The sequence below is a fragment of the Rhodococcus baikonurensis genome, assembly GCF_040489275.1.
GTDB lineage: Bacteria > Actinomycetota > Actinomycetes > Mycobacteriales > Mycobacteriaceae > Rhodococcus_F > Rhodococcus_F baikonurensis.
On the sequence record NZ_JBEUOQ010000020.1, the window covers coordinates 1 to 21,435 of the forward strand.

The 21,435-nt window shown below is 62.7% G+C and carries 23 protein-coding genes; 18 read left to right on the forward strand and 5 right to left on the reverse strand.

The window, feature by feature from the left end:
• The 6 genes from ABWI03_RS29565 to hisG form a co-directional block, all read left to right on the forward strand.
• Positions 1-758 (forward strand): vitamin B12 dependent-methionine synthase activation domain-containing protein (locus tag ABWI03_RS29565; protein ID WP_353799017.1); only part of this gene is annotated, 758 nt, incomplete at its 5' end.
• Entirely contained in the window at positions 751-1,449 is a 699-nt protein-coding gene (locus tag ABWI03_RS29570) for an HAD family hydrolase (protein ID WP_298781980.1), read from the forward strand. The genes ABWI03_RS29565 and ABWI03_RS29570, both read left to right, overlap by 8 nt.
• Before the next feature lie 12 nt (positions 1,450-1,461).
• Complete coding sequence (gene trhO / locus ABWI03_RS29575; RefSeq protein ID WP_298781977.1) at positions 1,462-2,322, forward strand: oxygen-dependent tRNA uridine(34) hydroxylase TrhO; 861 nt, start codon at positions 1,462-1,464, stop codon at positions 2,320-2,322.
• Between the two features lie 3 nt (positions 2,323-2,325).
• Complete coding sequence (locus tag ABWI03_RS29580; protein ID WP_298781974.1) at positions 2,326-3,240, forward strand: pseudouridine synthase; 915 nt, start codon at positions 2,326-2,328, stop codon at positions 3,238-3,240.
• A gap of 59 nt (positions 3,241-3,299) precedes the next feature.
• Positions 3,300-3,563, forward strand: coding sequence for a phosphoribosyl-ATP diphosphatase (locus ABWI03_RS29585; RefSeq protein ID WP_003944933.1), 264 nt, complete (start codon positions 3,300-3,302; stop codon positions 3,561-3,563).
• 97 nt (positions 3,564-3,660) lie between these two features.
• Entirely contained in the window at positions 3,661-4,512 is an 852-nt protein-coding gene (gene hisG, locus ABWI03_RS29590; RefSeq protein WP_095970083.1) for an ATP phosphoribosyltransferase, read from the forward strand.
• A 46-nt stretch (positions 4,513-4,558) separates the two neighbouring features.
• On the opposite strand, the gene ABWI03_RS29595 is transcribed toward hisG, so the two are convergent.
• Positions 4,559-5,368, reverse strand: coding sequence for a thioesterase family protein (locus ABWI03_RS29595; protein ID WP_095970084.1), 810 nt, complete (start codon positions 5,366-5,368; stop codon positions 4,559-4,561).
• 1 nt (position 5,369) lies between these two features.
• Positions 5,370-6,260, reverse strand: a complete 891-nt coding sequence (locus tag ABWI03_RS29600; protein ID WP_298781969.1) for a RecB family exonuclease — start codon at positions 6,258-6,260, stop codon at positions 5,370-5,372.
• Positions 6,261-6,398: 138 nt separating this feature from the next.
• Here ABWI03_RS29600 and ABWI03_RS29605 point away from each other — a divergent pair, with 138 nt between their 5' ends.
• Entirely contained in the window at positions 6,399-7,322 is a 924-nt protein-coding gene (locus tag ABWI03_RS29605) for a tRNA (adenine-N1)-methyltransferase (protein ID WP_095970258.1), read from the forward strand.
• A 64-nt stretch (positions 7,323-7,386) separates the two neighbouring features.
• Here ABWI03_RS29605 and ABWI03_RS29610 read toward each other — a convergent pair whose 3' ends face one another.
• Complete coding sequence (locus ABWI03_RS29610) at positions 7,387-7,911, reverse strand: WKL family lipoprotein (protein ID WP_003944789.1); 525 nt, start codon at positions 7,909-7,911, stop codon at positions 7,387-7,389.
• 195 nt (positions 7,912-8,106) lie between these two features.
• Here ABWI03_RS29610 and arc point away from each other — a divergent pair, with 195 nt between their 5' ends.
• Together arc and ABWI03_RS29620 are read left to right on the forward strand one after the other, a co-directional pair.
• The gene (gene arc / locus ABWI03_RS29615; protein WP_003944870.1) at positions 8,107-9,882 is read left to right on the forward strand and encodes a proteasome ATPase; all 1,776 of its coding nucleotides are present in this window, start codon (positions 8,107-8,109) and stop codon (positions 9,880-9,882) included.
• A 118-nt stretch (positions 9,883-10,000) separates the two neighbouring features.
• Entirely contained in the window at positions 10,001-10,678 is a 678-nt protein-coding gene (locus tag ABWI03_RS29620) for a TIGR00266 family protein (RefSeq protein ID WP_290283974.1), read from the forward strand.
• A 52-nt stretch (positions 10,679-10,730) separates the two neighbouring features.
• Here the strand turns inward: ABWI03_RS29620 and ABWI03_RS29625 are convergent, their stop codons facing one another.
• On the reverse strand, positions 10,731-11,288 hold the full coding sequence (locus ABWI03_RS29625) for an NUDIX hydrolase (protein ID WP_166810150.1): 558 nt from the start codon (positions 11,286-11,288) through the stop codon (positions 10,731-10,733).
• Positions 11,289-11,346: 58 nt separating this feature from the next.
• Here ABWI03_RS29625 and dop point away from each other — a divergent pair, with 58 nt between their 5' ends.
• From dop to prcA, 4 genes are all read left to right on the forward strand, one after another.
• Complete coding sequence (dop, locus tag ABWI03_RS29630; RefSeq protein WP_095970087.1) at positions 11,347-12,846, forward strand: depupylase/deamidase Dop; 1,500 nt, start codon at positions 11,347-11,349, stop codon at positions 12,844-12,846.
• A 148-nt stretch (positions 12,847-12,994) separates the two neighbouring features.
• A complete protein-coding gene (locus ABWI03_RS29635) occupies positions 12,995-13,189 on the forward strand; it encodes a ubiquitin-like protein Pup (protein WP_003944925.1) in 195 nt (64 codons plus the stop codon).
• The gene (prcB, locus tag ABWI03_RS29640) at positions 13,186-14,064 is read left to right on the forward strand and encodes a proteasome subunit beta (RefSeq protein ID WP_095970088.1); all 879 of its coding nucleotides are present in this window, start codon (positions 13,186-13,188) and stop codon (positions 14,062-14,064) included. The genes ABWI03_RS29635 and prcB overlap by 4 nt, the downstream gene beginning before the upstream one ends.
• A complete protein-coding gene (gene prcA / locus ABWI03_RS29645; protein WP_095970089.1) occupies positions 14,061-14,828 on the forward strand; it encodes a proteasome subunit alpha in 768 nt (255 codons plus the stop codon). Before prcB ends, prcA begins: the two co-directional genes overlap by 4 nt.
• A gap of 38 nt (positions 14,829-14,866) precedes the next feature.
• Here prcA and ABWI03_RS29650 read toward each other — a convergent pair whose 3' ends face one another.
• Complete coding sequence (locus tag ABWI03_RS29650; RefSeq protein ID WP_298782036.1) at positions 14,867-16,285, reverse strand: bifunctional phosphatase PAP2/diacylglycerol kinase family protein; 1,419 nt, start codon at positions 16,283-16,285, stop codon at positions 14,867-14,869.
• Positions 16,286-16,429: 144 nt separating this feature from the next.
• Between ABWI03_RS29650 and pafA the strand changes: the two genes are divergently transcribed.
• From pafA to tatC, 5 genes are all read left to right on the forward strand, one after another.
• Positions 16,430-17,788, forward strand: a complete 1,359-nt coding sequence (pafA, locus tag ABWI03_RS29655) for a Pup--protein ligase (protein WP_185564761.1) — start codon at positions 16,430-16,432, stop codon at positions 17,786-17,788.
• 110 nt (positions 17,789-17,898) lie between these two features.
• Positions 17,899-18,909, forward strand: coding sequence for a helix-turn-helix transcriptional regulator (locus ABWI03_RS29660; RefSeq protein WP_200314060.1), 1,011 nt, complete (start codon positions 17,899-17,901; stop codon positions 18,907-18,909).
• Positions 18,909-19,886: a helix-turn-helix transcriptional regulator gene (locus ABWI03_RS29665; RefSeq protein WP_200314058.1), complete on the forward strand. Its 978-nt coding sequence runs from the start codon at positions 18,909-18,911 to the stop codon at positions 19,884-19,886. The genes ABWI03_RS29660 and ABWI03_RS29665 overlap by 1 nt, the downstream gene beginning before the upstream one ends.
• Positions 19,887-20,020: 134 nt before the next feature.
• Positions 20,021-20,296 (forward strand): Sec-independent protein translocase subunit TatA, encoded by a 276-nt coding sequence (gene tatA, locus ABWI03_RS29670; RefSeq protein WP_003944836.1) that lies wholly within the window; start codon positions 20,021-20,023, stop codon positions 20,294-20,296.
• Between the two features lie 73 nt (positions 20,297-20,369).
• Complete coding sequence (gene tatC, locus ABWI03_RS29675; RefSeq protein WP_353799018.1) at positions 20,370-21,398, forward strand: twin-arginine translocase subunit TatC; 1,029 nt, start codon at positions 20,370-20,372, stop codon at positions 21,396-21,398.
• The last annotated feature ends 37 nt before the right edge of the window (positions 21,399-21,435 follow it).

A 21,435-nucleotide genomic window follows, 5' to 3' on the forward strand; every position in this document is an offset into this window, starting at 1 on the left:
AGCGCGCTCTTTTCCTCGGCCAGTGGGGCCTTCGCGGTCAGCGCAAGGGCGACGGTCCGACGTACGAGGAACTGGTCGAGTCGGAAGGCCGTCCGAGGCTTCGGTACTGGCTCGATCGGTTGACGTCCGAGGGCATCCTCGCGCACGCCGCCGTTGTGTACGGGTACTTCCCGGCGATCTCGGAGGGCGACGACGTCATCGTGCTCACCGAGCCGAAACCGGATGCACCCGAACGATTCCGCTTCACCTACCCGCGTCAGCACCGCGACCGCTTCCTGTGCATCGCGGACTTCGTCCGCTCGCGCAAGGACGCCGAGGCAACCGGTCAGGTCGACGTTCTCCCGTTCCAGTTGGTGACGATGGGTCAGCCGATCGCGGACTTCGCCAATGAATTGTTCGCGTCGAACTCGTACCGTGACTACCTCGAGGTTCACGGAATCGGCGTCCAGCTCACGGAATCTCTGGCCGAGTACTGGCATCGGCGCGTTCGTGAAGAGCTTGTGCTTCCCGAGGGTCACACCGTCGCGGAGCAGGATCCCACCGAGGTCGCCGGTTACTTCGACCTCGAGTACCGCGGCGCTCGTTACTCGTTCGGATACGGCGCGTGCCCGGATCTCGAGGATCGTGCCAAGTTGGTTGCGTTGCTCGAACCCGAGCGAATCGGCGTCGAACTGTCCGAGGAACTGCAGCTGCATCCCGAGCAGTCCACGGACGCCTTTGTCCTGCACCACCCGGAAGCAAAGTATTTCAATGTCTGAGTTGTTGACCGAAGTATCCGAATCGACCCTCGGTGGTGTGCTGTGGGACATGGACGGCACCCTGCTCGATTCGGAGAAGCTGTGGGACATCGCGCTTCGTGAGCTGTCCCTACGCCTGGGCGGACCGATGACGGAAGCGACACGCGTCGCCGTCATCGGCGCGTCGAGCCCCTTCGCCTTGGCGACGGTGTTCGACGCGCTCGGCTTGGAGAAGCATCCCGATGCCATCGCCGAGGCGAAGGACTGGATGTACACCCGCGTCGGCGATCTGTTCGAGGACGGCGTGACCTGGCGGCCGGGTGCTCGCGATGCACTGTCGACCGTGCGTGACGGTGGTTTGCGTTCCGCACTGGTCACCAACACCGAGCGAGTACTGGTCGATCGGGCACTCGGGATGCTCGGCCGTGAGTTCTTCGACCACTCGGTGTGCGGCGACGAGGTCCCCAACGGGAAACCGGCGGCGGATCCGTACCTGCGCGGCGCGCACCTACTCGGGCTCGAGCCGTCGCAGTGCCTCGCGATCGAGGACTCGCCGACCGGCACGGCGTCGGCCGACGCTGCGGGTTGCGCGGTGCTCGTCGTTCCGTGTGAGGTCGATGTCCCGGCCGGCCCTGGACGCGTGTTTCGAGAGTCTCTGGTGGACTTGTCCATTCACGATCTTCACGACGTTCACTCGAGCGCGGCACGTTAGGCTGGATTTGCTGTGGCTATTCCGAAAATTGTTCTCTTCTACCAGTTCACGCCGTTGGCGGACCCGGAAGCGATCAAGCTGTGGCAGCACAGCCTGGCCGAGTCCAACAACCTCACCGGCCGAATCATCGTCTCGCCTCACGGGATCAATGCGACGGTCGGTGGAGACATCGAAGACGTCAAGCGATATGTCCGCGGTACGCGTGGCTACGAGCCCTTCCGTACCGCGGACATCAAGTGGTCGGACGGACTCGGGAACGACTTCCCCCGTCTCAGCGTCAAGGCCCGCTCGGAGATAGTGACGTTCGGAGCCCCCGACGAGCTGCAAGTCGACGAGAACGGTGTTGTCGGCGGCGGAGTTCACCTGGCACCCAAGGAACTACACGAACTCGTCGACAGCCGCGGTGACGACGTCGTGTTCTTCGACGGGCGCAATGCCTTCGAAGCCGAGATCGGTCGTTTCCGAGATGCGATAGTTCCGGACGTCGCCACCACTCGCGATTTCGTCGACGAACTCGACAGCGGCAAATACGACCATCTCAAGGGCAAAGCCGTAGTCACGTACTGCACCGGCGGCGTGCGATGCGAGGTGTTGTCTTCGCTGATGCGCTCACGTGGCTTCGACGAGGTCTACCAGTTGGACGGCGGAATCGTCCGTTACGGCGAAACTTTCGGCGACCGCGGTCTCTGGGACGGTTCCCTGTACGTGTTCGACAAGCGGATGAACATCGAGTTCTCATCCGAAGCCAAGACACTCGGCGTGTGCGTCGATTGTGGTACTCCGACACCGCGGTACCGCAATCGGATCGACGGCGACGGCCGAACGCTCGAATTGCTCTGCGAGAGTTGTTCACCAGACCTCGAGCAGGACTGAGCAGTGTCCAAGGCTCCGTTGCCGATCCGAAACGGTCTCGGACCTGACCGGCTACGGATGCCGGCGGAGTCGTCGGCGCGTACCGTCCTCGAACACCTGATCGGCGAGCACCCGGGGGAGCGGGACCTGTGGACGGGCCTCGTCGACGCCGGGGACGTCGTCGACGAGCACGGGCGGAAGATCACGAGCCGAACGCCCTATCAGCCGACCCGTTTCGTGTACTTCTACCGCGAGCCGGCGCCCGAGATTCCGGTACCGCACGAGATCGAGATCTTGTACCGCGACGACTCGATTCTCGTGATCGACAAGCCGCACTTCCTGGCGACCATTCCGCGGGGAGCGCACATCGTCGAAAGCGCCGTCGTGCGACTGCGTCGTGACTTGGATCTTCCTGATCTTGCGCCCGTTCACCGCCTCGACCGAATGACGGCGGGTGTCATCGTCTTCACGGTGACACCGGACCTACGACGGCCGTACCAGGAACTTTTTGCCGAGCAGCGGATCGTCAAGGAATACGAGGCGATCGCAGGCTTCGATCCGGAACTGACTTTCCCACGCACGGTGCTTAGCCGCATCAATAAAGTTCACGGCGAGATGACGGCTACCGAGATCGACGGCGAGCCGAACAGTGAGACCTCGATCGACCTGATCGAGGTGATCACCGACTCGGCCGGCCGGACTCTCGGGCGATACAGGTTGCTCCCACGGACCGGCCGGACCCATCAGCTTCGCCTGCATCTCAACTCGCTGGGCGTCCCGATCGTCGGTGACAATTACTACCCCGAGTATCTGCCTGCGGTGCCCGGCGACTTCTCCACGCCATTGCGATTGTTGGCGAGGGCACTCGAGTACCCGGATCCGATCACCGGGCAGACCCGCAGATTCGTGAGTTCGCGCACCCTCGACGCAGGCCTGTGAACACCGCTGTTCGTGGGGGTGTGAAAACCGCTTCCGTCCTCGTGAAAGAATGTCTACCCGTGAAGACCTTCGAATCCTTGTTCGCCGAATTGACCGAGCGTGCTGCTACTCGCCCCGAGGGGTCCGGCACTGTCGCCGCCCTCGACGCCGGTGTGCATGCTCAGGGCAAAAAGGTCATCGAGGAAGCCGGTGAAGTGTGGATCGCTGCGGAATACCAGAGCGATGAGCAGCTAGCCGAGGAAATTTCCCAGCTGCTGTACTGGACGCAGGTGTTGATGGTCGGTCGCGGACTGACCCTCGAGGACGTGTACCGACATCTGTGATCGGAGCTGACCAGCGAGATGTTCGCCATCTCGCTCGTCCAGGGCTTCCGATTCACGTCGTCTCACGTCACCCACACCTTCCGAAAGGACATCCACCATGCTGCGCGTAGCAGTTCCCAACAAAGGCTCACTGTCCGAGTCCGCCGCCGAGATTCTCAGCGAGGCCGGCTACCGTCGACGCACCGATTCCCGTGATCTGACGGTCCTGGATCCTGCCAACCAGGTCGAGTTCTTTTTCTTGCGCCCCAAGGACATTGCGATCTACGTCGGCTCCGGTGAGCTCGATCTCGGCATCACCGGTCGCGACCTCGCCGGCGACTCGGGAGCTCCCGTGTCCGAGCGTCTGTCGCTGGGGTTCGGCCGTTCGTCGTTCCGCTACGCAGCTCCGGCCGGCAAGGATTGGACGGTCGAGGATCTGTCCGGCCTGCGCATTGCGACGTCGTACCCGAACCTCGTCCGCAAGGACCTCACCGATCGTGGACTCGACGCCACCGTCATCCGTCTCGACGGCGCCGTGGAGATCTCGATTCAGCTCGGTGTCGCCGACGCAATCGCCGACGTGGTCGGGTCGGGTCGCACTCTCCGTCAACACAACCTCGTTGCTTTCGGTGAATCGCTCTGCGATTCCGAAGGTGTCCTGATCGAGCGCACCGGCGCTCCGCAGGACGATCCCGCACGCAACCAGCTCATCGAACGCGTACGCGGAATCGTCTTCGCTCAGCAGAATCTGATGATCGACTACGACTGCCCGCGCACCATCCTCGACGACGCCATCAAGATGACCCCGGGTATGGAGTCGCCGACCCTCTCGCCGTTGGCCGATCCCGACTGGGTCGCGGTTCGCGCAATGGTCCCGATCAAGGGGCACAACCAGGTGATGGATGCCTTGGCGGAACTCGGCGCCAAGGCCATCCTCGCGTCGAACATCCGCTCGGTACGCGCTTTCTGATCACTGCCCGAATAGATTTACGCGCATTCGCGCCCGTTCCCGGAAATCAGGAACGGGCGCGAATCTGCAGAGTCTGGGCGATACGGCCGACGGCACCCTGCTCGTCGTAGAGCACTCCCGCACACATACCGACGCCGTCCGGACCGGTGGTGGTTTCGGCGGCGACACCGACCCACTCGCCCTCGGGCACACGGAAGACATGCACCGTGAGATCGGTGTTGAGGAACGTCCAGTGCTCCGGGTCGAGCTTGGCGCCGACGCCGTTGGAGATGTCCGCCACCGCGAACAAACGCTCGAGAGCAGACATCTTCTCGCCCTCGACCAGCTCGGGCTTGGGGCGCGCCCATACCTTCCCGGTTCCGACACACCCGATCGGAGCAATCCAGGACCAGTCGAGAGTCTTGAGATAGCCGACGCTCCAGAGGCCCTCGAGAACGCCCGGGGTGCCGCTGTCGCGGGGTTCGAGTGGAGGATCGACAACGTGGACGACGTCGCCGGTATCGACTGTCTCCATCCGCCAGGCCGTTCCGCGCGCTACGGCGCGTGCAGATCCGTCGGCAGTCGTTGCCCACAGCTCGGCAACGATCAATTCGATTCGGCGACCGGGTCGTTCGATCCAGGACCGTACTTCGAGGTCGGCGATCGGAATCGGTCCGAGAATCTCGACGACAACGCGCGTCAGACGGGTTTCGTCGCGCGCACCGCACCGCTCGAGGGCTCGAACCAACAGCGCCGACGGGGGAGCGCCGTGCTGCAGCGTCGGGCCCCAGATGCTGACAGTTGCCTGCGTGCTCGCGAACCGCTCGTGCCCTTCCTCCGTCGTTCCGAGGTAGCGGTAGTACGAACTGTCCGTCATGTTATGAATTCTCCTTTGCGACAACAGGTTCGGTGCTCAACAGATCAGGCCAGCCTGGATACGGCGGAGGTGTTCCGCCGAACGAGGGGCACAGTGACTTGTGATCGCACCAGTCGCACAGTTTGCCAGGCTTGGGTCTGAAGTCTCCGGTCGCACCTGCTTCGAGGATCGCTTTCCAAATGGCGGAGAGGGTCCGTTCGAATCTGATCAGCTCGTCGTGGTCCGGGGCGTACGTGAGAATCGAGCCGGAGGCCAGATAGATCAGCCGCAGTTGCGCGGGAACGATTCCGCGAGTGCGCAACAGTACGAGCGCGTAGAACTTCATCTGGAAGAGCGCCTTGGATTCGGTGAACTCGCGGGGCGCCTTCCCGGTCTTGTAGTCGACCACCCGCACCTCACCCGTCGGCGCTACGTCGATCCGGTCGACGAAGCCGCGGAGTCGAACGCCGTTGTCCAATTCGGTCTCGACGTACACCTCGCACGCCTCGGCATCGAATCGAGTGGGATCTTCGAGTGTGTAGTACGTCGCGACCAGCTTGGCGACTTCGCCGAGAAACGCGTCCAGTTCGTCCTCCGGAATCAGATCAGCAGCCTCGGGGCTCTCGGCACTGACACGTTCCCACGCGGGACGGACGAGCTCGGCCGCGCGGTCCGGCACCCGATGGCCGGTCGGAAGTGCAAACAGAGCTTCCAGCGCAGCGTGCACGACGGTGCCTCTGACCTGGGCCCTGGTAGGTGTTTCCGGAATTCTGTCGACCGCTCGAAACCGGTAGAGCAGGGGACACTGCTTGTAGTCACCTGCTCGGGACGGAGAGAGCGCCGGCCGACTACGCGGGCGCTCCTGTGATGTTGCACCCGTTGGAGTGGGGGCTGGCAATTCGACAGAGCTCACACCTGGCAGGCTATGCGGTTGGTCCGACAACTCCGTCGGAGCCGGTGGCGAGGACACCGGAAACAAACGAACAGGGATCATCTGCGCATGGCGAACGAGCTACAACCAGAAGAAGGCACGACCGAAGTGGATGAGGTTGTGCAGTCCGCTGTCGCCGAGATTCCCGAACAAGAGCTTCCAGAAGCTGACATCACTGCGCCGGGAAAGCGTCCTTCCGGGCCCTTCCGAGTCGGTGACCGAGTCCAGCTGACCGACGGCAAGGGACGCCACTACACGATCGTCCTCGAGGCGAACCGTGAGTACCACACCCACAAGGGCGGAATCGTTCACAACGATCTGATCGGCGCCGACGAGGGCAGCGTCGTCAAGTCCGTCAACGGCACGCCCTACCTCGCCCTGCGTCCGCTACTGGTGGACTACGTGCTCTCCATGCCGCGCGGTGCCCAGGTCATCTACCCGAAGGACGCGGCTCAGATCGTCCACGAGGGCGACGTCTTCCCCGGAGCGCGCGTGCTCGAAGCCGGAGCCGGCTCCGGCGCATTGACGTGTTCACTACTGCGTGCCGTCGGACCCGAAGGCAAGGTCATCTCCTACGAGGTCCGCGACGATCATGCCGAACATGCGGTTCGCAACGTCGAGACCTTCTTCGGTGAACGTCCGCCGAACTGGGAACTGACCATCGCCGATCTCGCGGAGTTCGATCCGGAAGCGCACGGCGGCAAGGTCGATCGCGTCGTACTCGACATGTTGGCTCCGTGGGACGTTCTACCCGCCGTTTCGAAGGCCCTCGTCCCGGGCGGCGTTCTGATCGTCTACGTCGCGACCGTTACTCAGCTCTCGAAGGTCGTCGAAGCGATGCGCGAGCAGGAATGCTGGACCGAGCCCCGCTCGTGGGAATCGATCGTTCGCGGCTGGCACGTCGTCGGTTTGGCGGTGCGCCCCGAGCATCGGATGCAAGGCCACACCGCGTTCCTCGTGAGCGCTCGTCGTCTGGCCGAAGGAACGGTCACCCCGAAGCCTCAGCGGCGTGCGGGCAAGGGCTCGAACACCGCGGCCAAGTAACCAGACGAAAACAACAAGAGCGGCGATCCGGATACTGGATCGCCGCTCTTGTTGTAGCTGGAAGTTATGCGGTGCAGGAAGCGCGGCCCATTTCCAGGAGCACGCAAGCCGAGGTGTCGGACAGCTTCCAGGAGCCGTCTTCGAGCTCCCAGGTCCACGGGGTGGCCGGTGCGGCGCCGTGCGGGCTGACGACGGCGACGTCTGCGGTTGCAGTCTGACCGTCAACCTTGACGTTGTCCACGTTGAACGTGATCGCGTAGGCCGGGTTACCGCCCAGCGCAGCACTCATCGTCTCGATGTTGGCCTGACGCTTGGTTCCGTCGACCACCAGAGCGGTCTTCTCCTCGATCGGCTTGGCCGGATCGATCAGAGCGACGAGCGAAGCGTTGAGCTCCTCGGCCGTCGGAGCCGCTGCGGCAGCGGCAGCTGACGTCGTGGCGGAAGCCGAGGCCTTGGCCGTGGTGCTCGAGGCGGCGGCGGAAGTCGAGCTGGCAGCCGTCGAGTCCTTGTTGTCGTCCGAGCTGCATGCACCCATGGTCAGGACGGCAGCGACGGCACAAGCGCTGATGAGAGTCTTGCGGATGATCACAGCGTTACCTTTCGTTGTAAAGAGAGACAGGCGCTGTCTCCATCTTGTAGGCAAGGCTAACATGACCAAATTCTGGCTCGAGACCAGTCGGCACGGTCCGCGCGCAGGTGTGAATTCGCACTCGCGCACCGTGTCTGGCGACAGTTGGGCCCTTATGCCGGTAGCGTTGATGGATCGCACTGGGAGGAGACGCACATGAGCTCGACAGAGAACCCGGATTCGGTTGCGGCAGCAGAAGAACTCCACGCGCTACGAGTGGAAGCACAAGTTCTGCGCCGACAACTTGCACAATCGCCGGAGCAGGTGCGTGAGCTGGAGTCGAAGGTGGACTCGTTGTCCATCCGAAACAGCAAGCTGATGGACACCCTCAAGGAGGCCCGTCAGCAGCTCATCGCACTTCGTGAAGAAGTCGACAGACTCGGTCAACCGCCGAGCGGTTACGGAGTCCTCCTCTCGGTACACGAGGACAAGACCGTCGACGTGTTCACGTCAGGTCGCAAGATGCGATTGACGTGCTCACCGAATATCGACACGGACACTCTCGCGCTCGGGCAGACGGTTCGTCTCAACGAGGCACTCACCATCGTCGAAGCCGGGACTTACGAGCAGGTCGGCGAGATCAGTACGCTCCGTGAGGTACTCGACGACGGCTTGCGCGCACTGGTTGTCGGTCATGCCGACGAAGAGCGCATCGTCTGGCTCGCAGCGCCGTTGGCAGCCGTCTTCGCCGACCCCGAGGCCGACATCATCGCGTACGACGCCGATTCTCCGACCAGGAAACTGCGTCCGGGCGACTCGTTGCTCGTCGACACCAAGGCCGGATACGCCTTCGAGCGCATCCCGAAGGCCGAGGTCGAGGATCTGGTTCTGGAGGAAGTTCCGGACGTTCACTACGACGACATCGGTGGTCTCGGTCGTCAGATCGAGCAGATCCGTGACGCCGTCGAGCTTCCGTTCCTGCACAAGGATCTGTTCCACGAGTATTCGCTTCGACCGCCGAAGGGCGTACTGCTCTACGGCCCGCCCGGTTGCGGTAAGACGCTCATCGCCAAGGCCGTCGCCAATTCGTTGGCCAAGAAGATCGCCGAAGCCCGCGGCCAGGACAGCAAGGACGCCAAGTCCTACTTCCTGAACATCAAAGGCCCGGAACTCCTGAACAAGTTCGTCGGCGAAACCGAGCGTCACATTCGGATGATCTTCCAGCGTGCTCGTGAGAAGGCGTCCGAGGGCACGCCCGTGATCGTCTTCTTCGACGAGATGGACTCGATCTTCCGTACCCGGGGTTCGGGAGTTTCCTCCGATGTGGAGACAACGGTCGTTCCGCAGCTGCTCAGCGAGATCGACGGCGTGGAAGGGCTCGAGAACGTCATCGTGATCGGTGCTTCCAACCGTGAGGACATGATCGACCCTGCCATCCTGCGTCCGGGCCGACTGGACGTGAAGATCAAGATCGAGCGTCCCGACGCGGAATCCGCTCAGGACATCTTCTCGAAGTACCTGGTGGACGGTCTGCCGATCAACGCGGACGACCTCGCCGAGTTCGGTGGAGATCGCACTGCATGCTTGAAGGCGATGATCGTTCGCGTCGTCGATCGCATGTACGCGGAGAGCGAAGAGAATCGTTTCCTCGAGGTCACCTACGCCAACGGTGACAAGGAAGTCCTGTTCTTCAAGGACTTCAACTCGGGTGCGATGATCCAGAACATCGTCGACCGCGCAAAGAAGTACGCGATCAAGTCGGTACTCGACACCGGTGCTCCTGGCTTGCGTGTGCAGCACCTCTTCGATTCCATCGTCGACGAGTTCGCCGAGAACGAGGATCTGCCCAACACCACCAATCCTGACGACTGGGCACGTATTTCGGGCAAGAAGGGAGAGCGGATCGTCTACATCCGCACTCTCGTCACGGGCAAGAACGCCAGTGCCAGCCGCGCGATCGACACGGAGTCGAACACGGGCCAGTATCTGTAGAAATACGAACATCGATCGGGCCGGCTACTCCTCGAGAGTTGCCGGCCCGATCGATGCGTCGCTGCTGTTCCCTCCGCTGCGATTGGACCGGTCGGTCGCGCTGGTTTAGAGTCCCGCCGTGCAGATACATCTTCGACACAATCCGTCGTCCACTGTGGCTCGCTGCTACCTCGCGCCCGGCGAACCGCTGCGCGTGGAGAGCGGAGCAATGCTCGCGCATTCCGCCGGGGTGGTTCTCGAAGCGAAGGCGCAGGGCGGCGTCCTGCAGGGACTCAAGCGGTCGATGCTGAGCGGCGAATCATTTTTCGTCACGACGTATACCGCTCCGCCGCAAGGTGGTTGGGTCGACGTGACCGGTGTGCTTCCCGGTGATCTGATCCCGCTGACCATCACGTCCGATCGCCCGTTCTTCCTCAACCGTGGAACCTGGTTGGCCAACTCCTACGGTGTGACGGTCGAGTCCAAGTGGGGAGGCATGTCCAACCTCTTCGGCGGTGAGGGCGGCTTCGGCCTGCGGGCAAGTGGCGACGGTGAAGTAGTGCTGGCCGTCTACGGCGCGATCGACGTCATCGACTTGCAGCCAGGCGAGATGGTCACGATCGATACCGGTCACGTGGTCGCCTACGACCTCGGGATGAACTTCAACATGCGGCGCGCCGTTCAGGGACGCACCATTCAGTCGATGAAGTCCGGCGAAGGATTTGTCTTCGACTTCACCGGACCTGGTCGCGTGCTCGCACAGACCCGCAACCCCAGCGCGTTCGCTGCGTGGCTCTCGGCGATCACCCCGGGCTGATCGCAGTCCCGGTGGTATTCAAGCCCCAGTGGTGTTCAAGCTCCAGTGGTGTTCAGCTCCAGCAATAGTCGGCCAGCAGCGCGCGTGAGTCCGGAACGAACGGCCACGACGGATCCTGCAGGTGGGCGCCGAGTTCCTTCGGCGTCCACCACCAACCTTCGGCGATCTCGCTGGGTTGATGTGCCATCGGCCCGTCGTATCTGAGTTCGAACGCGAACAGGTGACAGCGCAACGGAGAGTTCTCCCACTCACCGTCCCAGGATTTTCGAGCGATTTCGGTCAGTTGGAGTGGCTGATCTGCTGTTCCGAAGATTCCGAGTTCTTCGCCGACTTCACGGATCGCAGTTTCCTGCGGCGTCTCACCTGGATCCACGACACCTCCGGCAAGACAGTCGTGATAGCCCCCGAACACCGCTTTCGTGTCGGTTCGGCGATGAACGTAGATGCGAGAGCCGTCCCCGTTGCGAACCAGGACGCCCGCGCTCGCGTGCCAGAGCCCCCCCGAGTAGACGACGGAACGCGTTGCTCGGCCGATCGGATTACCCGTCCGGTCGTACACGGCGACTACCTCGTCCGCGGGATTCAGGTCTGCGGTGAGAGGTTGGTGCATTCCTCCAACTGTGCCACGCCTGTAGGCGCCGCGCCGCAATCACATAGGCTCTTGTGTCATGCAGCGGATCATCGGTGTCGAGGTCGAATACGGAATATCTTCACCCAGTGAGCCGTCGGCGAATCCGATTCTCACTTCAACGCAGGCGGTGCTTGCCTACGCCGCCGCAGCGGGCGTGCCACGGGCCAAGCGCACACGCTGGGATTACGAAGTGGAATCTCCGCTGCGAGATGCCCGAGGCTTCGATCTGGGGCGAATGAGCGGTCCCGCACCGGTGATCGACGCGGACGAGATCGGCGCCGCGAACATGATTCTCACCAACGGGGCACGGTTGTACGTCGACCACGCCCATCCGGAGTACTCGGCCCCCGAGGTCGCCGACCCGCTCGATGCCGTGATCTGGGACAAGGCCGGCGAACGAGTGATGGAAGCGGCTGCACGGCACGCCTCCAGCGTGCCGGGTGCCCCACGGTTGCAGTTGTACAAGAACAACGTCGACGGCAAGGGTGCGTCGTACGGCACACACGAGAACTATCTCTGCTCGCGTGACACCCCGTTCGCCTCGATTGTCACCGGCTTGACGCCGTTCTTCGCGTCTCGGCAGGTGATCTGCGGTTCCGGTCGTGTGGGTCTCGGTCAGTCCGGCGACGACGCCGGATTCCAGCTTTCGCAGCGATCCGACTACATCGAGGTCGAAGTAGGCCTCGAGACCACGCTCAAGCGCGGAATCATCAACACCCGCGACGAACCGCACGCGGATGCGGACAAGTACCGCCGTCTGCACGTCATCATCGGTGATGCGAACCTCGCGGAGATGTCGACGTATCTCAAGGTGGGAACAACCGCGCTGGTACTCGACCTGATCGAGGCGGGTGTCGACCTCACCGATCTGCAACTGGCACGTCCGGTCACCGCCGTCCACCACATCAGCCACGACCCCACGCTGCGCAAGACCGTTGCACTGGCCGACGGTCGCGAACTGACTGGGCTTGCGCTGCAACGTATTTACCTAGAACGAGTCTCGAAGTTCCTCGATCGCGAGGCCGATCGTGACCCGCGAGCGGACGATATCGTCGCCAAGTGGGCGATGGTTCTCGATCTCCTCGAGCGCGATCCCATGGAGTGCGCGAACATCCTCGACTGGCCGGCCAAACTGCGTCTGCTCGAAGGCTTCCGCAATCGTGAGGGACTCGCGTGGTCGGCGCCGCGATTGCATCTGGTGGATCTGCAGTACTCCGACGTGCGACTCGACAAGGGCCTGTACAACCGCCTGGTTGCTCGCGGCTCCATGGAGCGGCTTGTCACCGAACAGCAGGTTCTCGACGCGGTCACGAACCCTCCCACCGACACTCGCGCGTACTTCCGCGGCGAGTGCTTACGCCGATTCGGTGCCGATATCGCGGCCGCGAGCTGGGATTCGGTGATCTTCGATCTCGGCGGCGAATCGTTGATCCGCATCCCTACCCTCGAGCCGCTTCGAGGTACCAAAGCGCACGTCGGAGCATTGCTCGACTCCGTGGACAGCGCCGCGGAATTGGTCGATCAGCTCACTCACTGAAATCAGCCGATGCGGCTCGCCGTCGCGTCTCTCCACACCTGACGGTGCCGCTCGGTAGGGTGAAGGTCCGAGCGGGATCAGTTACCGACTCTGCTGGGCCGAACAGGATGCTCGCGAGAGCTCCCTTCACACAAGGAGGTCGACGGCGATGGCTCAAGAACAGACGCAGCGTGCCGGTGGCGGCGAAGACGACGAAACCACTGGTGGCGACGGCAGTGCCGGCCAGGAACGTCGCGAGAAGCTCGCTGCAGAAACCGACGACCTGCTCGACGAGATCGACGACGTGTTGGAAGAGAACGCCGAGGACTTCGTCCGTGCCTACGTCCAGAAGGGCGGCCAGTGACGGTGGATCGCGCGCCCCGGATCACAGACGGGGACACACGGTTGAGCTTCGGCTCGAATCTGTCGTCATTCTCGGAATACCTTCGGGTGCACGCACCGGAACATCTTCCGCAGAACCGCTTCGCCGACACAGGAGGTGTTGTCATGGGCGGGGGAGACGTAGCTCCGCACGGCACCACCATCGTCGCGATCAGCTACGCGGGTGGAGTTCTGCTCGCTGGTGATCGCCGGGCGACGATGGGCAACCTCATCGCCAGCCGTGACGTGCAGAAGGTGTACGTCACCGACGACTACTCGGCTGCGGGTATCGCCGGAACGGCCGGGATCGCAATCGAACTGGTCCGACTCTTCGCGGTCGAGCTCGAACATTACGAGAAGATCGAAGGCGTCCCCCTCACGTTCGACGGCAAGGCCAATCGACTCTCGTCGATGGTTCGAGGAAATCTCGGAGCAGCGATGCAGGGTTTGGCGGTCGTGCCACTGCTCGTGGGTTACGACCTCGACGCGGTCGATCCGTCGACCGCCGGTCGCATCGTCTCCTACGACGTCGTCGGTGGACGATACGAGGAGCGCGCGGGCTATCACGCAGTCGGATCAGGTTCCCTGTTCGCGAAATCGGCGCTCAAGAAGCTGTATTCACCGGGAATCGACGAGGACACCGCGCTTCGGTTCGCTGTCGAGGCGCTGTACGACGCGGCAGACGACGATTCGGCTACCGGTGGTCCTGACCTGACACGCGGGATCTATCCGACAGCGGTCACCATCACCTCGGCCGGCGCCGTGGAGTTGTCGCCCACCAAGGCTGCCGAGATCGCCAGGGAGATCGTCGCGGCTCGCACGGCGACCGCGAGTCCGGAAGGGGAGTCTGCGCTATGACGATGCCGTATTACGCATCAGCCGAACAGATCATGCGCGATCGTTCGGAATTGGCGCGCAAGGGAATTGCCCGCGGACGCAGCGTCGTCGTTCTCACCTATCGCGACGGAGTGCTCTTTGTCGCGGAGAATCCGTCGCGTGCTCTGCACAAGGTCAGTGAACTGTACGACCGTCTCGGATTTGCGGCGGTGGGCAAGTACAACGAGTTCGAGAATCTGCGTCGCGCGGGCATCGTCCACGCGGACATGCGCGGGTATTCGTACGACCGTCGGGATGTCACGGGGCGTTCGCTCGCCAATGCGTACGCACAGACATTGGGAACGATCTTCACCGAGCAGCCCAAGCCGTACGAGGTCGAGATCTGCGTTGCCGAGATCGGCCGTTTCGGGAGTAGTACGCCGGCCCAGCTCTACCGGATCACGTACGACGGTTCCATCGCGGACGAGCAGGAATTCGTGGTCATGGGCGGCACGACCGAACCGATCGTGACGGCGATGCGCGAGTCCTATCAGCGAGACCTCGACCTCGAATCCGCGGTGCGGCTCGCGGTCGGGGCGCTCCAAAAGGGCGGCCCGGCGCCGGCCGGAACCGCCGAGGCCGAACCGCGGACTCTCGACGTGAGTGCACTCGAGGTTGCTGTCCTCGACAGCAACCGTCCACGCCGTGCGTTCAAACGGATCGCGGGGACGGCGTTGGAAGAAATGCTTCCAGCTCCGGCAGCAACCGAGGATGCGCCGCCGGCAAATGGCGACGCACCCTCGTAGTCACTGTGTAGGTTTGGGAGTCACTGCAGGTCTGGGGATCACTGCGTGATTCTGTAGACGGCTACCGCGCCCGGTTCGGTGTCGAAATCGAACCGGCGCGCGTCTGCCACCACTTCACCGTCGGTGGCGATGGCTACCGGTGAATCGGCCACTCGAACCGACATCGACGAGACGAGTTCGCGAACGTAGACCCGCGAGCTGCCCAATGTTCCTGTGGCAGCCGCAAACAGCAGACGTGAGCGCGAGAATTTCTTGTCCGCGCGCAGATAGCGGACGTCGAGTAGTCCCCGGTTCATCTCCGGACGCGACATCGGCACCTGATCAGCGGGGGAATACCTCCCGTTTCCGACGAACAGCATCCAGATGGTGGTCCGCTTCCCGTCGATGGTGACCGTCATCGGCTCTGCCGCTGCGAGAACACGCATCATCGCGGCTCCCGCGGCCGGCCACTTACCGAATCGCGGTTCCCACTTTTCCCTCAGACGCACAGCGTCGGGGTATCCGCCGAGGCTTGCGGTGTTGAGAAACCGTGCAGTCACTCCGGAATCCGTGCGCACCACCGCATGGTCGACAAATGCCGCCTGCCCCGACTCGACTGCCTGTGCGGTCTCCTCGACATTCACCGCCCCGACGTCGCGGGCGAAGTGGTTAAGCGTTCCGCCGGGAAAAACCGCAAGTGGTAGCTCGTGCTTTGTCGCCGCGGTCGCGACCGTCACCACTGTTCCGTCGCCCCCGCATACTCCCAATGCCTTCGGTGAGAGTTCGGGGATCTTGGCATCGATCTGCATGTCGAAGTCGATGTCCGCGTCGAACTCGTAGACGATCGCCTCCGGTAGTAGTTCTCGAATCGATTCCACGATCCCGTCGTCCTCGGAGCCCGAACCAGGATTGGTGAAGACCAACAAGCCTTCTCCGCGCAGGAGCGCGGGGACGACGCACTCGGGTCCGAGTTCGGCGGGTTCTTCGTCGCGCACCGCCCACCAACGGCGGGTGCCGGCAGCGATTGCGCCGCCGACCGCGAGGCCCGCGAAGACGTCGGACGGCCAGTGGACTCCGTTGTGAACGCGTGAATAGGCCACTGCTGCAGCGAGTGGTGCCAGCGCAGCTCCCGCAACCGGGGATTCCATGGCCACTGCGGCAGTGAATGCCGCTGCTGATGAGGAATGGCCGGAGGGGAACGAGGACGAGGTCGGGATGTCGACTCCTCGCTTGGGGCTCAGCCAGACGCGTGCCGGTGGGCGTCGGCGGGGAAAGAGGGGCTTGAGAATGCCGTTGGCCAGCGCGCTCGAACCGGCCAGTGCGAGCAGCCCGCGTGCTGCTGCCCTACGGGGCCGCCCGCCGATCATCGCGAGCAAGGCGGCGACAACCATCCACAAAACGCCGTGATCGGCGGCTCTGGAGAGAAACCGCATGGTCGGGTCGAGCACGGAAGGGCGCAGTGCTCCAGTACTTTCCATGACTTTGACGTCGCTTCGGACAACTTTTCGGCGAATAAGGCTCACACCGTCACACTATGCCGCTGCCCGACGTTGTCGAGTCGTGACTTACGACGCGATCGAAGTACACGGGTGAACCTCCCATTCTGGTTGTAGTGTCGAAGTGTGCAGAGACGAATCATGGGTATCGAGACGGAATTCGGCGTTACCTGCACCTTTCACGGGCACAGGCGACTGAGCCCCGACGAGGTTGCTCGTTACCTCTTCCGTCGTGTCGTGTCGTGGGGCCGCAGCTCCAACGTCTTCCTCCGCAACGGGGCCCGCTTGTACCTGGACGTGGGTTCGCACCCGGAGTACGCGACGGCCGAGTGCGACAGTCTCATCCAGTTGGTCAATCACGACCGCGCCGGTGAGCGTGTGCTCGAAGAACTGCTGATCGACGCCGAGGCGAGACTTGCCGAGGAGGGGATCGGTGGCGACATCTACCTCTTCAAGAACAACACCGACTCGGCCGGAAACTCGTACGGCTGCCACGAGAACTTTCTCGTCGCGCGCGCCGGTGAGTTCTCCCGCATTTCGGACGTATTGTTGCCGTTCCTCGTCACGCGCCAGTTGATCTGCGGTGCCGGCAAGGTACTGCAGACACCGAAGGCCGCGACGTTCTGTCTCTCGCAGCGCGCGGAACACATCTGGGAGGGCGTCTCGTCGGCCACCACTCGCTCGCGTCCGATCATCAACACCCGCGACGAACCGCACGCGGACGCCGAGAAGTACCGTCGACTGCACGTGATCGTCGGCGATTCGAACATGGCCGAAACGACGACGATGCTCAAGGTCGGTTCTGCAGCACTGGTGCTCGAGATGATCGAAGCCGGGGTTTCGTTCCGCGATTTCGCCCTGGACAATCCGATTCGTGCCATCCGCGAGGTCAGTCACGACGTGACCGGCAAGAAGCCTGTCCGCCTCGCTGGTGGTCGTCAGGCCAGTGCCCTCGACATTCAACGCGAGTATCACGCCAAGGCAGTCGAACATCTGCGTAACCGCGAACCGGACGCGCAGGTGGAGCAGGTTGTCGACCTGTGGGGTCGCACCCTCGACGCCGTCGAAGCTCAGGATTTCGCGAAGGTCGATACGGAGATCGACTGGGTCATCAAGCGCAAGCTTTTCCAGCGATACCAGGACCGTCACGGTTTCGACCTGTCCGATCCCAAGATCGCGCAGCTCGACTTGGCTTACCACGACATCAAACGCGGCCGGGGCGTCTTCGACGTGCTGCAGCGCAAGGGCTTGGTCAAGCGGGTCACCGAGGACGAGACGATCGACGACGCCGTCGAGAATCCGCCGCAGACCACGCGCGCGAAATTGCGAGGCGACTTCATCACCGCAGCCCAGGCAGCAGGCCGGGACTTCACGGTCGACTGGGTTCACCTCAAGCTCAACGATCAGGCACAGAGAACGGTGCTCTGCAAGGACCCGTTCCGTTCCGTCGACGAGCGTGTCGAGCGTTTGATCGCTTCGATGTAGGTCACCCAATTTCGCGATTTACAACACGGCAGGTCTGTTTTGCGGCGACGCGCCGGGCACGAAAGTGTCCGGCGCGCGTTCGGTTATCGGATAGCCACTAGGATTTCGGCGTGGCGACATCAAAAATCGAGCGGTTGATGAACCTGGTGATCGCATTGCTGTCCACCAGACAGTTCCTCACGGCGGAGAAAATCCGTGACAGTGTGGCCGGGTACAACGAATCCGCGAACTACGAAGCGTTCAGTCGCATGTTCGAGCGCGACAAGAACGAACTTCGTGACCTGGGTGTCCCGTTGGAAACCGGTCTGGCAGGACGGTTCTCGACGGTCGAGGGTTATCGGATCAATCGCAACGCTTATGAGCTTCCGGACGTGGACCTCACCAGCGAGGAATCTGCTGCGGTCGCCGTCGCGGTGCAGTTGTGGGAGTCGCCGGAACTGATTTCGGCAGCCCAGAGTGCACTACTCAAACTCCGAGCGGCCGGCGTCCAGGTCGACTCAGAAGTCAGTGCCGCGCCGGTCACGGCGATTCCCGCGCGCACCCGCGGTTCGGAGCCCGCGCTCGGCAAGCTGCTTGCAGCCGTCGACGCCGGCCGAGCAGTTCATTTTCAGCACCGCGGGGCATTGAACGAACCGTTCACCGAGCGCACCGTCGAACCGTGGGGCGTCGTCACGCACAACGGCAAGTGGTATCTGGTCGGGCACGACGTCGACCGGGATGCGGTGAGGACCTTCCGGCTCTCCCGAATCGGTGACGACGTCAGGGAGTTCGGCCCGGCCGGTTCGGTTCACAAACCCGAAGGTGTCGATCTTCGCGAGGTCGTCGATCGCGTGACCGGTTCGGGCGTCGTTACCGGGACCGCCACCGTGTGGGTCGCAGACGGCCGCGCGCATGAGCTTCGCCGGCTTGCGACGTCGTCTTCCGATCGGCGGTTGACCGATCGTGACGGCAGCGTGCTGGCCATTCCCGTCCGATCCTGGGAATGGACCGCTCGGTTGATCGCCGGCCACGGGTTGGATGCGCTGGTGTTGGACCCACCGGATTTGCGTGCGGAGGTCGTCGCGAAGCTGCGCGCCGCCGCAGCGAGCCCGATCACCAGCAATGGACAGGGGGACAACTGATGAGCAATCGACTGTCGTCGCGGTTGGCGCGGCTTCTCAACCTCGTGCCGTACTTCATCGCGAATCCTGGTATCAGTCCCGCCGAGGCCGCCGAGGAACTCGGCGTCAGCACCACCCAACTGATGACCGACCTCAATCAACTGTGGGTCTGCGGATTGCCCGGTTACGGCCCCGGTGATCTCATCGACCTGTCCTTCTCCGAGGAAAGTATCGAGGTCACGTTCTCGGCCGGGATCGATCGCCCGTTGCGCCTCACCTCCACGGAAGCGACGGCATTGCTGATCGCCCTTCGGTCGTTGGTGGAAATGCCGGGGATGGTCGATCCGTCTTCGGCTCAGCGCGCTATCGCGAAGATCGAGGACGCCGCCGGATCGGCCGCGGCACGAGCCATCGGTCAAGATCGAGACACGTCGCCGACGCCGGACATCGCCGAAGACCCGATCGCCGCGACGGTCAGAGCCGCGCTCGCGGACAAGACCGCCCTCAGATTGACGTATTACTCGGCCTCGCGTGACGCGGTCTCCGAGCGCATCGTCGACCCCGTTCGCATCGTGTTGGTCGACAACTACAGCTACCTCCAGGCGTGGTGCCGTCAGGCCGAGGGCGTGCGGTTGTTCCGATTCGATCGGATCGACGCTGCCGTCCAACTCGACGAGCCGGCCGACCCGCCGCCGCAGGCCCTCGAGGAGGATTCGAATCTCGAGTTGTTCAGCGGCGACGGCTCCCTTCCGGAAGCACGGTTGTTCATCACCAAAGAGTGGGTGTGGATGCTCGACTACTACCCGATGGACGTCGAGCACGTGAACGACGACGGGTCGGTCGAGGCGACGATGAGTTTCGGAACACTGGAATGGATGGCGAGGCTGGTGTTGGGATTCGGTGAAGGAGTTCGGGTCCTTCATCCGCCGGAACTGGTCTCCGAAGTACATGATCGGGCCGTTGCGGCGCTCGACGCCTATGACGTAATCGGTTCGTAAAACTTCGGGAAACGTCACGTTCAGTGAGTTCGCAGGAAACAAACAGGTAAAAGGTAGCTGAAGTAAGTGCTTTGACACCTCCGAGCGCCGGTTGTGTCCGGTAGCATCGAGGAATCTGATCATGGGAGGTCGTTATGGGTGCAATGCAGCCGATGCATTGGCTGATTGTCGCTGTTGTCGTCGTAATTCTGTTCGGGTCGAAGAAGCTTCCCGATGCAGCACGCGGTCTGGGTCGTTCCCTCCGCATCTTCAAGAGCGAAGTCAAGGAAATGCAGAACGACGATGCGGCGCCCGCAAGCGCGCCGGTCGCACAGCCTGCTCCGGCACAGTTGCCGACGGCCAACACCGCGGTGGTCGCAAACGGTGCAGCAGCACCTGTTGCGCAGCCGACCGAAGTCAAGCCGCTCTAGTACACACTGCGTTCTAGCCGGGGTGAAATATTCGTTCACCCCGGTTGTCTGCTGACCAAGACCAGGATGCACAGTGCGTATTCCGTTAGACCCGCGTAACCGCAAGCGGAAGGTCAACCCAGACGGCACCATGTCGTTGGTCGACCACCTGTACGAATTGCGGACTCGTTTGTTGTTCGCATTCCTCGGCGTGATCATCACCACGGCGTTCGGCTTCTTCTGGTACTCACACTCGATACTCGGTCTCGAAAGTCTGGGCGATCTGCTTCGTGGACCGTACTGTGAGCTTCCGTCCGAGAGTCGCGCCAACCTCAGCACCGACGACGCGTGCCGATTGCTGGCGACCGGTCCGTTCGAGCAGTTCATGCTGCGATTCAAAGTGGCGTTCACCGCCGGCATCGTTCTTGCCTGCCCGGTGTGGCTTTACCAACTGTGGGCATTCATCACCCCGGGCCTCTATGCAAAGGAACGTCGATACGCGGTCGGATTCGTCACCGCCGGTGCCGCTCTCTTCATTCTCGGCGCAATCCTGGCGTACCTCGTCGTGGCGAAGGCTTTGCACTTCCTCCTGACCATCGGCGACAACGTCCAGATCACCGCGCTCAGTGGTTCGGAGTACTTCGGCTTCATCATCAATCTGCTGCTCATCTTCGGTGTCAGCTTCGAAATTCCACTGCTCGTGGTCGTGCTGAACTTTGCGGGCATTCTGACGTACGAGCGTCTGAAGGCCTGGCGTCGAGGATTGATCTTCGGGCTCTTCGTATTCGCTGCAGTTGCCACGCCGGGTTCGGATCCGTTCTCGATGCTGGCGCTCGCTCTGGCTCTCACGCTTCTCTTCGAGGTCGCGGTCCAGATCGCTCGTCTCAACGACAAGCGCAAGGCCAAGCGAGCCGGCGAAGACTGGGGCGCACTGTCCGACGAGGAAGCTTCCTCCATCTCGGCTCCGTCCGATCTGAACGAGGCTTTCGACAATCCGACCAAACCCAAGGCCGAATCCAGTGGATTGTTCGGACGTAAGTCCAAGTCCAAGGCTTCGGTCGCGGAGAAATCCGACACTGCCGGCGACAACGCGCCCGGCCAGGATTTCACCGACACTCTCTGAGCGCCGTGCCACCACGTCGGCGGCGTGTGAAACCCTG